At 34.1% G+C, this 12495-nt stretch carries 11 protein-coding genes; 5 read left to right on the forward strand and 6 right to left on the reverse strand.

Annotated features, from left to right (window positions below):
• Positions 1–81: 81 nt before the first annotated feature.
• The 3 genes from BLR17_RS12770 to htpG all read right to left on the reverse strand — a co-directional run bounded on the left by BLR17_RS12770 (position 82) and on the right by htpG (position 3165).
• Positions 82–387, reverse strand: a complete 306-nt coding sequence (locus BLR17_RS12770) for a GIY-YIG nuclease family protein (protein ID WP_066328770.1) — start codon at positions 385–387, stop codon at positions 82–84.
• 264 nt (positions 388–651) lie between these two features.
• On the reverse strand, positions 652–1149 hold the full coding sequence (locus BLR17_RS12775) for a hypothetical protein (protein WP_066328773.1): 498 nt from the start codon (positions 1147–1149) through the stop codon (positions 652–654).
• A 129-nt stretch (positions 1150–1278) separates the two neighbouring features.
• Positions 1279–3165 (reverse strand): molecular chaperone HtpG, encoded by a 1887-nt coding sequence (htpG, locus tag BLR17_RS12780; RefSeq protein WP_066328775.1) that lies wholly within the window; start codon positions 3163–3165, stop codon positions 1279–1281.
• 182 nt (positions 3166–3347) lie between these two features.
• On the opposite strand from htpG, the gene BLR17_RS12785 reads away from it, so the two are divergent.
• From BLR17_RS12785 to BLR17_RS12800, 4 genes are all read left to right on the forward strand, one after another.
• A complete protein-coding gene (locus BLR17_RS12785; protein ID WP_066328776.1) occupies positions 3348–3824 on the forward strand; it encodes a lipocalin family protein in 477 nt (158 codons plus the stop codon).
• A 30-nt stretch (positions 3825–3854) separates the two neighbouring features.
• The gene (locus BLR17_RS12790) at positions 3855–4550 is read left to right on the forward strand and encodes a YiaD family glycine zipper/OmpA-like lipoprotein (protein WP_066328777.1); all 696 of its coding nucleotides are present in this window, start codon (positions 3855–3857) and stop codon (positions 4548–4550) included.
• A 321-nt stretch (positions 4551–4871) separates the two neighbouring features.
• Entirely contained in the window at positions 4872–5819 is a 948-nt protein-coding gene (locus BLR17_RS12795; RefSeq protein ID WP_066328779.1) for an ABC transporter ATP-binding protein, read from the forward strand.
• Positions 5820–5939: 120 nt separating this feature from the next.
• On the forward strand, positions 5940–6947 hold the full coding sequence (locus BLR17_RS12800) for a 3-oxoacyl-ACP synthase III family protein (protein ID WP_066328780.1): 1008 nt from the start codon (positions 5940–5942) through the stop codon (positions 6945–6947).
• Positions 6948–7021: 74 nt separating this feature from the next.
• On the opposite strand, the gene BLR17_RS12805 is transcribed toward BLR17_RS12800, so the two are convergent.
• The gene (locus BLR17_RS12805; protein WP_066328782.1) at positions 7022–9388 is read right to left on the reverse strand and encodes a TonB-dependent receptor; all 2367 of its coding nucleotides are present in this window, start codon (positions 9386–9388) and stop codon (positions 7022–7024) included.
• Positions 9389–9652: 264 nt separating this feature from the next.
• Here BLR17_RS12805 and argS point away from each other — a divergent pair, with 264 nt between their 5' ends.
• Positions 9653–11431 (forward strand): arginine--tRNA ligase, encoded by a 1779-nt coding sequence (gene argS / locus BLR17_RS12810; RefSeq protein ID WP_066328783.1) that lies wholly within the window; start codon positions 9653–9655, stop codon positions 11429–11431.
• A gap of 68 nt (positions 11432–11499) precedes the next feature.
• Here argS and BLR17_RS12815 read toward each other — a convergent pair whose 3' ends face one another.
• Both BLR17_RS12815 and BLR17_RS12820 read right to left on the reverse strand, forming a co-directional pair.
• Positions 11500–11982, reverse strand: a complete 483-nt coding sequence (locus BLR17_RS12815) for a YceI family protein (RefSeq protein ID WP_245683140.1) — start codon at positions 11980–11982, stop codon at positions 11500–11502.
• A 68-nt stretch (positions 11983–12050) separates the two neighbouring features.
• A complete protein-coding gene (locus BLR17_RS12820; RefSeq protein ID WP_066328786.1) occupies positions 12051–12488 on the reverse strand; it encodes a hypothetical protein in 438 nt (145 codons plus the stop codon).
• Positions 12489–12495: the final 7 nt, after the last annotated feature.

Genomic DNA, 12495 nt, shown 5'->3' on the forward strand with positions numbered 1-12495 from the left:
TTATCTATTAAGTAAGCTTGTCATTTCTGTAAAAGTTGTTTATCGTTAAGGGTACGGAAAACATTTAGACGCTATCAGGGGTTATTCAGTCATTAGATCTCTAATTTCTTCAAATAAATCTTTACATGTAGGATTGATAGATTGAATCAATTTGTTTTTGGAAGCTCTTGAACCTGCTTTTATTTGTTTTTCACGAGCTATAGCGTCTCCAATCCATTGAAATTGCTCATAGTAAACTAATGTGCTTATATCGTATCTGGCTGAAAAGGATGTTGGGTATTTCTTGTTTTTATGTTCTAAAATTCTTTGCGGAAGATTTGATGTAACTCCAACATAAACTACCGTTTGGTATTTATTGGTAATGATATACACAAATCCTGGTTTCATCTTTTTTTTAGTTTTATTGAGCGACTAGCGATGTAATTCGATTTTTGAGACTTGATTTACTCTTTTTTGTGCGATTCAATCTGTTTTTTTGTGAGACTTAATTTACTCTTGTTAGTGAGATTGCTTCGCTATCGCTCGCAATGACTTTGCGCCCAGTGTGTCATTGCGAGTTCCGATAGCTATCGGAACGAAGCAATCTCATCCAGTACTCGACAAAGTTGCTTATTGTTGTAAATAAGAATAATATTTACTCGCTATTAAATTTTATTTTAGTAAAAAGGGGCAAATCTCTGATTGTTTTATGTTTAATTTATAATCTTTAAAATTGTCTAAATTTTCTTTTGGCTTGTCTAAAAAATATTCACAAGTAAAGTCTTTTAAAATTTTGTATTTTACTAATGCGGTTGATAATTTTAATTTCATTCTTTCGGCATCAATTTTTTCTAAAAATTTGATTAAAATATCTGTTTCTTGATCCGATTGGAGATTTTGATAATTCGGAATTGAAATGATATAAAATTCTGTGCATTCAAGTTTATGATTATTCCAACAGTTTTTTATTTCGGTTTCTATTTTTTTTAGATTAGAAAGATCACAAGTTAAAACTTTGAATAGTTTTAATCCACTTGATTTTCCGTAACTTAAATGACGTATTTCATAAATTTTTTTATCAATTTTCAACGAATCAGATTTGATATAATCTTGAGAGTAAATAGATGTTTGAATCAGAAAAATTGATATTATAAAAAAGTATTTTTTCATTCGATTATTTTTGTTAAGTCAAATATATTAAAATATTCTTACAAAATTATTTTGATTTACTCCTAAAACAAAAAAGACCCGCAAGTTTTCACTCACAGGTCTTAATACTTAATTCTATGTTACTTGAGACTATTTAATCATCTCAAAACTACGTTTTACAAAAGTAGTCAAAGCTTCACCTTTAAGCAGGTTTTGCGATAGTTTAGCTAAATCCAAAGCCTGTTTTACCAGGTGTTCCTGATTAGCTTTGTCTTCGGTATTTAAAATGGTAGATGCCAGAGGAGAGTTGGTGTTAATAACCAAATTGTACATTTCCGGCATGTTGCCCATTCCAAACATTCCGCCGCCACCAGTTTGGCTCATTTCTTTCATTCTACGCATAAATTCCGGTTGCGTAATCATAAAAGGTGCTGCCTGACTGTCCAGAGCTTCCAATTGTACTTTGTAAGTTTGTTTAGAAACTACTGCTTCAACTGCTGTTTTTAAGTTGTTTTGTTCGTCTTCAGATAGTTTAGAAATAACCGTATCGTCTTTCTTGATTAGGTTGTCGATATGATCTGAATCCACACGAACGAAAGTTACGTTTTGGTTATCGTTTTCTAATTTCTGAATTAAATGTGAGATAATTGGCGAGTCTAAAAGTAATACTTCATATCCTTTTTCTTCAGCAATTTCAATGTAAGAATGTTGTGCTTCTTTGTTTCCTGCGTATAAAACAACCAGTTTTCCGTTTTTATCCGTTTGCTTGTCTTTCAGGTTTTCTTTTAATTCCTCAAGTGTATAGTATTTGTTGTTCACCGTTGGATACAATACAAAAGCACCCGCTTTTTCGTAGAATTTATCTTCCGATAGCATTCCGTATTCCAAAACGATTTTGATGTCGTTCCATTTTGATTCGAAATCCTCACGGTTTTCGTTGAAAAGTGATTTTAATTTATCGGCAACTTTACGAGTGATGTAGTTAGAAATTTTCTTAACCGCAGCATCGGATTGTAAACCCGAACGGGAAACGTTCAACGGAATATCCGGTGAATCGATAACCCCTTTCAACATTGTTAAGAATTCAGGAACAATTCCTTCTACGTTATCCGTTACAAAAACCTGATTTTGGTACAATTGGATTTTATCCTTTTGAATTTGTAAATCAGAACCTAATTTAGGGAAATACAGGATTCCTGTTAAGTTGAACGGATAATCTACATTCAGGTGAATGTTGAATAATGGCTCTTCAAATTGCATTGGGTACAATTCGTGGTAGAAAGTTTTGTAATCTTCGTCCGTTAAATCAGCAGGTTGTTTAGTCCATGCCGGATTAGGATTATTAATGATGTTGTCCAGTTCAACAGTTTCATTTACGTAATCTTCCGGAGCGTCTTCCGGTTTAGGTAATGTTTCTGTTCTTGTTCCAAATTTAATTGGAATAGGCATGAACTTATTGTATTTGTTCAATAATCCGCTGATTTTTGAATCTTCTAAAAACTCTAATGAATCTTCGGCAATATGCAGGATGATTTCAGTTCCGCGTTCGGTTTTGTCAGCCGGTTCTAAAGAGAATTCAGGACTTCCGTCGCAAGTCCAGTGTGCTGCCGGTTCGTCTTTGTAGGATTTAGTGATGATTTCTACCTTAGAAGCTACCATGAAAGCAGAGTAGAATCCAAGACCAAAATGACCAATAATTCCGGAATCTTTAGCAGTGTCTTTGTATTTTTCTAAAAATTCTTCGGCGCCTGAAAAAGCCAGTTGGTTGATGTATTTTTCAACTTCGTCGGCTGTCATACCGATACCCTGGTCAATAATGTGCAGTTTTTTACCTTCTTTGTCAATTTTTACCTCAATAATAGGATTACCATATTCTACTTTGGCTTCACCTATATTAGTCAGGTGTTTTAATTTTAATGTAGCATCGGTTCCATTCGAAATTAACTCACGTAAAAAGATTTCGTGATCACTGTATAAGAACTTTTTGATTAATGGAAAGATATTTTCCACCGAAACATTAATTTTTCCAGTTGTCATATTTAAAAATTTTTATAGTGTTTTACAATCAGTTAGGCTTTTGTTCAAATAAAGTACCAATTTTATTGGAGGTGACAAATTGTCTTAGTTGTGAATTTTGTAATAAAATAATAGCATTTTGAAATAAAATCTGTAAGTTAGATTGTATCTTTGTCTTAGTTTAATCATTAAAACGAGAAACGATGAAAAAAATATTTTTTGTTACAGCATTTGCATTAGCGCTATTTTCCTGCAAAACATCTTCGGTAACAGCAACCAAATTAGACAGAGGAATTCAAACCGGAATTAAAGGAAATTGGGTTATTAGCTCGGTTACTTATCCGGGTTCAGAATACATTAAGGTGAATTCTTTTCAATTAGCTGATTCAAAATGTTTTGAAGGAAGTACCTGGAAATTTGTTTCTAATAACAATAAAGGGAATATGGCTTTAACTAAATACGATTGTCCGGTTTTTAGTTCGCCAATTACGTGGTTTGTCAATTCAAACGGAGAGTTCATATTGAAAATTTTAGATGCCGGTGAAAAAGCCAGAAAAGTGAGAGATGGTTATGTATTACACGTAGCCAATCAAACAGAAAGTTCTTTTCAGTTAATTGACAAAATTAATGTTGGAGGAAAATTAACAGATGTAGTGTACCAATTTCAACGTGTAAACTAATTAGTAAGTACAATTTTTAAAGAGATAATTATGAAAAAGATATCGGTATTAGCATTAGCTTTAATCATGACAATGAGCACAGTTTTTACAAGTTGTGAGGCTGTAAAAAATACGAACAAAACGCAAAGAGGAGCTGCTATTGGAGCTGCTGGTGGAGCAATCATAGGAGGAATCCTTGGAAATAACCTTGGAAAAGGTGGAAAAGGCGCTATGGGAGCTGTAATTGGTGGTGTTGTAGGTGGTGTTGCCGGAGGTGTTATTGGTAATAAAATGGACAAACAGGCCAGAGAAATTGATCAGGCTATTCCAGGTGCTGAGGTAAAAAGAGTAGGTGAAGGAATTCAATTGGTTTTAAACGAAAATGCAATTCGTTTTGATACAAATAAATCTACTTTAACTGCTGCTGCAAAAGCAAACTTAGACAAATTAGTTGCTGTTTTCAATGAATATCCGGATACTGATATCACTATTTTTGGATATACTGACAGCACAGGACCGGCTGATTACAACTTGAAACTTTCAGGTGAGCGCGCTAACTCTGTTAAAAATTATTTAGCAAGTAAAGGTCTTTCAGCCAGCAGATTTACCATTCAGGGAATGGGAATTGCTGATCCAATCGCTACTAATGATACAGCAGAAGGAAGAAGCCAAAACCGTCGTGTAGAATTTGCAATTGTTGCCAATGCTAAAATGAAAGCTGACGCAGAAAAAGAAGCAGCGAAGTAATTAGTTGACTTTTTGAATATAATAGAAGTCGTTCCTTATTTAGGAGCGACTTTTTTTTTTTACCACAGATGATTATAAAGAAATCTGTGAATCTGCGGTGTTTTTTTATAAAAACTTATAGGAGCTAATTGTCTTTTTTCTAACATGAAAAAAACTTCAATGACTTATATGGTTATTTATTCGTCATAGATTAAAAACGATTTTTTTTGAAAATCTGTGCAATTTGCGGTTAATATTTTGAGCTATCTTTTTAAAGATATTTATTTTTTTATACCAAAGAAATCTATCTTTGCAATCCAAGAAAAATAACAATTCATACTAATGCTTCAAGTTCAAAATATCTCCTTTGGTTACACCGAAAAACCAGTAGTTCAAAATATTCATTTCTCTGTAGAAAAAGGACAAAATATAGCAGTAATTGGCGAAAGCGGTTGCGGTAAAAGTACTTTGTTGAAGTTGATTTATGGTTTGTACGATTTAGATCAGGGACGTATTTTTTGGAATGGAGAAGAAGTTTTAGGGCCTAGTTTTCATTTGGTTCCGGGAATGCCTTATATGAAGTATTTGTCTCAGGATTTTGATTTGATGCCTTATACTACTGTGGCTGAGAATGTGGGTAAATTTTTATCGAATATTTATCCTGAACAAAAAAAAGCCCGTGTTAAAGAACTTCTTGAAATTGTTGAGATGACAGAGTTTGCCGATGTTAAGGCTAAATACCTGAGCGGCGGTCAGCAACAACGTGTGGCTTTGGCAAGGGTTTTGGCTTTAGAACCTGAAGTTTTGTTGCTGGATGAACCTTTTAGTCATATTGATAATTTTAGGAAAAATGCCCTCAGACGCAATTTATTTGCTTATCTTAAAACAAGAGGGATTAGCTGTATTGTGGCTACTCATGACAGTACCGATGCACTTTCATTTGCCGATGAAACCATTGTTTTACAGAACGGAAAAATAGTCGATAAGGCTGATTCTTATAGTTTGTATAACAATCCTATTAATAAATATGTTGCTTCTCTTTTTGGAGAAGTTAACGAATTGAAATTATCTCAACTAATCAATGTAAGTGAAGAAGATGACGAATTACTTTTATTGTACCCACATCAATTAAAAGTGGATGAAAAAGGAATTATGAATGTTCTTGTAAAACAATCTTATTTTAAAGGTGGTTATTATTTGATTAAAGCAGTTTTTGACAGAAAAGTGATTTTCTTCGAACATGAATCTTCTTTAGAATTTAATCAGGAAGTGAATTTGAAAATATGTTGATTTTTCATTTTTTTCTTTGCTATTAAATTGTAAAAAATCTTTTTATTTATTGAAAAAGTAGTAATTTGTAGGTTAGAATGCAGGACGCATTCTTTGTTATTCTAATCTAAAAATACTGCTATGTATCATTCAAAAATTTCGGGTTTAGGTTTTTATGTGCCTTCCAATGTGGTCACTAATGATGATTTGTCAAAAATCATGGATACTAATGACGAATGGATTCAGGAACGAACCGGAATTAAAGAACGCAGACATATTGTTAAAGGAGAAGACACTACAACTTCTATGGGTGTCAAAGCTGCCAAAATTGCTATAGAGCGCGCCGGAATTGACAAGGACGACATTGATTTTATCGTTTTTGCTACCTTAAGTCCGGATTACTATTTTCCGGGACCGGGCGTTTTAGTACAACGGGATTTGGGATTAAGAACCGTGGGAGCTCTGGATGTTCGCAATCAGTGTTCGGGTTTTGTGTATGCGCTTTCAGTTGCCGATCAGTATATTAAAACCGGAATGTATAAAAATATTTTGGTGATTGGTTCCGAAGTGCAGTCTTCAGGATTAGACATGACGACTCGCGGACGGGGAGTTTCCGTAATTTTTGGTGATGGAGCAGGAGCGGCTATCCTGAGTCGGGAAGAAGATTTGACAAAAGGAATTCTTTCAACCCATTTGCATTCAGAAGGAATCCATGCCGAGGAATTAGTCCTGACCGCTCCGGGAATGGGAGGACGCTGGGTTAATGATATTTTAGTTGATAATAATCCCGATGACGAAAGTTATTTTCCACATATGAACGGACAATTTGTATTTAAAAACGCCGTTGTTCGTTTTGCAGAAGTAATCAATGAAGCTTTGGAAGCTAATGATTTACAGGTTTCGGATATTGATATGTTGATTCCACATCAGGCGAATCTGCGAATTTCACAGTACATTCAGAATAAATTCAAGTTGAATGACGATCAGGTTTATAATAATGTGCAAAAATATGGTAATACCACTGCGGCTTCTATCCCAATTGCATTGACTGAAGCCTGGGAACAGGGAAAAATAAAATCAGGAGATATAGTCGTTTTAGCGGCCTTTGGTAGCGGTTTTACCTGGGCAAGTGCAATTATCAGATGGTAATTTTTTAAATCGAAAAGCCCGAAGTTGGCATACTTCGGGCTTTTCTTTCACTACATAACTATCTAAAACTATTTTTATAAAACGCCACCACCCTGGCTTTCGTTTTGATCTCTTGTTTTTCGTTGGACTGCCTTGTTTTTACCGCTTCCAAATCGGTAATTGAAACCTATGTAGACTGAGCGGCTTTCCCAGTTGAATTGTCCGTATTGTTCTTTAGGATATTCTGATGTAAAGCGATAGCGCATCGTTTTAAAAATATCACTGTATCTGACAGTGAATGTTCCGGCTCCTTTCAGAACGTTGAGACTCGAACCTAAATCCATTTTCCACATGGGTTTACCCAGCATTTGCAGGGTTAAATCTTTTCCCTGATACATGGCAGAAAATTGAAAACGTAAATTTTTAGATGCTTTGAAAGTGTTGTTCATTCGTGCATTAAAAGCAGTTACATTGGCTTCGAGGAATTTACCAGAAACGACACCTCTAATCGTTTTGTTATAAGCATCTACACTCATATTGCTGCTGAACCATTTTGTAAAATCTAAATTAGCCGAAGATTCGAATCCATAAGCATTGTTGCCATTCAGATTGGCGTAAGATAATGTTTGCTTGGAAGGATCGTTAGGATTTTCGACTAAAGTTCGGGTGATTTCATTGTTGATTCGTCTGTAGAAAATCCCAGAGGTTACGGAACCTATTTTTGTTTTTCGGGTGTAATTTAGTTCGAAAGAATTAGTAAACTGCGGACGCAAATTAGGGTTTCCTTCTGAGTCTATTTGCGGAGTACTCCAATCTCTGATAGGATTTAGTTGGTTAATGCTGGGTCTGTCCACTCTTCTTGAAAAACTTAAGTTGAACGAGTTTTTTTCAGAAGGAGTATAGTTTAAAAATCCCGAAGGATACAAGGTTAAAATGTCGTTATTAAATTTAGCAGGGGTTTCATCAACTTTGTTGAAATCAGCATTAGCTTCGTATTTTTCTATTCTTGTTCCCAGTTGTGAGCTCCATTTTTTCCATTGTTTACCAATAGTAGCGTATCCTGAATAAATATTTCGGGAGAATTTAAAATTAGAGTTGTAGTTGTTGTTCAATAAAAAATTATTACGCGCATTTTCGATTCGGCTTTCCAAACCTAATTCTAATTTTAAGGTTTCTGACAGCGGATTAACGTAATCTAAATTGATTAAAGTGTTGTTTCTTTTGTTGGTGATATAATTAGTTCTGGGATCGCTGTAAAAAGCATCTTCTTTATTGTCTCCATCAGAATAATTAGCTTCCAGTTCTATGTTGTGTCCTTCTTTTTTAAAATTCTTTTTATAATCTATATTATAGGTTTGGGAAAAATTGTCAACCTTGTTGTTGAATGTTTGGTTAATATCAGTTTTTGAAGGATCTACAAAATCAATTTTGGATAAGGAACCTGATTTTCCTTTGAATAGGTTTTGATTAGTGTAGAATGACAAGGTGTTTTTTTCATTGATGTAGATGTCAAAACCTATTTTGGCTAGATGTGAAGTGTTGTTTCTGGTGAAAGTATAATCTTGAAAATCTTCCAATCCGGTTTCGGTGGTGTTTATAAAGCCATAATTGGTACGTTTTCCGGTGTTTAAACCGTAATTAGCAAACCAGTTGATTTTTCCGTTGCGGTAATTCATGTCAACTGACGAGTTTAATTTTGGTGTGATTCCAAAGGTTACACCGTTATTAATACTTCCGTTTAAGCCTATTTTAGTGTTTTTGTTTAAAACAATGTTTATTATTCCGCTCATTCCTTCCGGATTATATTTCGCAGAAGGATTTGTAATTAATTCAATTTGTTTAATGGATGAAGACGGGATTTGCTGTAATAATTGGGCCGTTTCTATGGTTGTAGGTTTTCCGTCAATTAATACCCTTACATTTGGATTTCCTCTTAGACTAATGGCATTGGTTTGTTGATCAATGCTAACAGAGGGAATGTTGTTCATTATTTCGGCAGCAGTTGAACCTGCTGAAATTAAATCTTTACCAATGTTGATTACTTTTCGATCGATTTTTTGTTCTATAGTCGATTTTTCGCTGACAATTTCTACGCCTTTTAGCTCAATGGCATCTTCCTCAATGGCAATGGTGTTGAGGTTTGCATTTGTGTTATTTACAGAGAGCGTTATAGATTTACTCACGGTTTTGTAACCCATGTACTGAATTTCGACATTGTATTTTTTTAATTCAAGATTCTTGATTCGGAATAATCCTTTTTCAGAAGTGATTCCTCCACTTACCACTTTTCCATTATCCTGAACAATAATGTTGACAAAGGGAATAGGCTGGTTAGTTTTTTTATCAACTACCTTTCCTGAAATGCTGCCTGATGCCTCGGTTAAATTTACCGGTATCGAATTTTGTGCTGCTAAGGAAATAAGATTTCCAAAGAGACAGAGTAAGATTAGTTTTATTCTCATGACTATATTTTTTTGATTGATTTTAATAGTTGATAATGCAAATATATATCTTTTAGATAATACTATGCAATGCAAAGTACTGTTTTTTGAAAAAAAGTACTTTTTTGTAATTATTTTCTTTTTATATGACTTGAAAAAGAAAATGTTCTACATCTTTAGACGTTTAACTTAGACAAATAGTTGTATGGGAAATTATCTTAGTTTCCAATTTTCAAATCAGTACATAATGACTATCTTTGCGCACTTTATAAATTCAAAGACAAAATGACATTATCACAAACACTTACTCCCTCTATACAAAAAGCAATTCAGGATTTATTTGATGTAACAGTCGAAAAAATAGAATTTCAGGCGACCCGAAAAGAATTTGAAGGTGATATTACAATGGTGATTTTTCCTTTGTTGAAAATCATAAAAAGTAATCCTGTAGAATTAGGAAATAAAATAGGGAATTATTTGGTTGAAAATGTTGCTGAGGTTAGTAAGTTTAATGTAGTTTCCGGCTTCTTAAATATTGTGATTTCAGATGCTCATTATTTGAATTTCTTCAACTCAATTAAAGATAATGCAAAATATGGTTTTGTAACTCCAAGTCCTGAGGATAAGGCTGTGATGGTAGAGTATTCTTCGCCAAATACCAATAAACCGTTGCATTTAGGTCACGTTCGTAATAATTTATTAGGGTATTCGGTAGCTGAGATTATCAAAGCTTCAGGAAAAAAAGTGTATAAAACTCAAATTATCAACGACAGAGGAATCCATATTTGCAAGTCGATGTTGGCCTGGCAAAAATTTGGAAAAGACCAAACTCCCGAATCTACAGGATTAAAAGGAGATAAGTTAGTTGGTAATTTTTATGTGGCTTTTGATAAAGCTTATAAAGACGAAATCAACCAATTGATGGCGGAAGGTAAAACCGAAGACGAAGCAAAAAAACAAGCTCCAATTATTTTGGAAGCTCAGGATATGCTTCGTAAATGGGAAGCGGGAGATGAGGAAGTGGTTGCACTTTGGAAAACGATGAACCAATGGGTTTATGATGGATTTGCGACAACTTATAAAAATTTAGGAGTTGATTTTGATAGTTATTACTACGAAAGTAATACTTATTTATTAGGAAAAGATGTAGTTCAAATTGGCTTAGAAAAAGGAATTTTTGAAAAAGACCCAGATGGTTCGGTTTGGATTGATTTGACTGCTGAAGGTTTAGACCGTAAAATTGTATTGCGTTCTGACGGAACTGCGGTATATATGACTCAGGATATCGGAACTGCTATTCAACGAGTAAAAGATATGCCGGATGTAGGCGGAATGGTTTACACAGTAGGGAATGAGCAGGATTATCACTTTAAAGTATTGTTTTTGATTCTTAAAAAATTAGGATTCGACTGGGCTGATAATTTATACCACCTTTCTTATGGAATGGTAGATTTACCTTCCGGAAAAATGAAATCCCGTGAAGGAACTGTGGTTGATGCCGATGATTTGATGCAGGATATGCAGGATACGGCTCAGCAAATTTCGGAAGAGTTAGGGAAATTAGATGGTTATTCAGAAGAAGAAAAAGCCAGATTGTATAAAATTATTGGTATGGGAGCTTTGAAATATTATATTTTAAAAGTAGATCCTAAAAAACGTATTTTGTTTAATCCGGAGGAATCAGTTGATTTTGCAGGAAATACAGGTCCTTTTATTCAATATACTTACGCAAGAATTCAGTCAATTATAAGAAAAGCTGATTTTGATTTTTCAAATGATGCTAAAGTGGATAGTTTACACGAAAAAGAAAAAGAGCTAATCAAACAATTAGAGTTGTTCCCTGAAGTAATTCAAAATGCGGCTCAAAATCACAGTCCGGCTTTGATTGCTAATTATACCTATGATTTAGTAAAAGAATACAATTCGTTCTATCAGGCAGTGCCTATTCTTGGGGAAGCCGAATTAGAAATTAAGAAATTCCGTGTGCAGTTATCTAAAAGAGTCGCTGATACCATTGCCGATGCTTTTAGTTTGTTAGGAATTAATGTTCCTGAGAGAATGTAATCAAATTGAAATAAATAAATATCAAAAAGACTCCTTTTCGGGAGTCTTCTGTTTTTTTAAGAAAAAAATTATTGTGGTTCCAGGATAAAATTGATGATGGTATTTACATTTTTTGCAATTTTATCTTTGACTAAATTTGGGATTTCAATGTTGTAATCCTGTGGATGAATATCAAAGTTTGATGTAGCGGTAATTTTTCCTGAATTCAAAACCAGATTAATTTTGGTGTTGATTTTTTTGGTTACACCGTGAATCGTTAAATCACCCTGTAAGTCATAAGTTGATTTTGTTGCTGATAATTTTTTGGCATCAAAATTTTGAATTTTTCCTTTGAATGTTGCTTTGGGAAAAGTGTTGGATTCCATATAATTTTCATTAAAATGTTCTTCCATTAAAGGTGCTTTGAATTTGAAAGATTTAATTAATACCAAAGCAACAAAATCTCCGGTTGATTCGTCCAGAATACAGGAGGCACTATTATTAGTGGCTTTGATTTCTTCGAAACTGGGCATGGATGCTTCAAAAGTAATTTTTCCGGTACGGGTAATCATTTTTTGGGAAAAACAATAGTTTCCGATTAGGAATAGCAGTAGTAGAAGGCTTATTTTTTTCATCTTGTTTATTGTATATAACCTTGGGTTTTCCAAAGTAAGATTAAGTTAATATTGGCTTGAGACATTTTACCGCTTGGGGGCATGGTTCTGCATCCTTGTGCCTGTATAGTACATAAAAGTTTACCGGCACTTGCGGCATTTTTTACCTGTGTATAGGTGCCTAATGCCGGAGATTCGCCCCCGCTAAAATGGCAGGCAATACAGTTGTTAGTGATAATCGGTTTTACATCTGTTGTATAGGTTACATTAGGAGTGGTTGTTGTGGTGCCGCTAGTTGAGCCTGTGGTACTGCCGGAAGTACTGCCGGAGGTATTATCTGTAGAACCAGAATTGTTCTGTGTTGTCGCAGCAGGATCTTGTTCAATATCCTGAAAAGTGCTTGTTTCGCATGAAAAAAGTATTGCGAAAAAAGTAAAAATTAATAGAAGGGTGATTTTTTTCATTTTTATT

Source organism: Flavobacterium glycines, assembly GCF_900100165.1.
Lineage (GTDB): Bacteria > Bacteroidota > Bacteroidia > Flavobacteriales > Flavobacteriaceae > Flavobacterium > Flavobacterium glycines.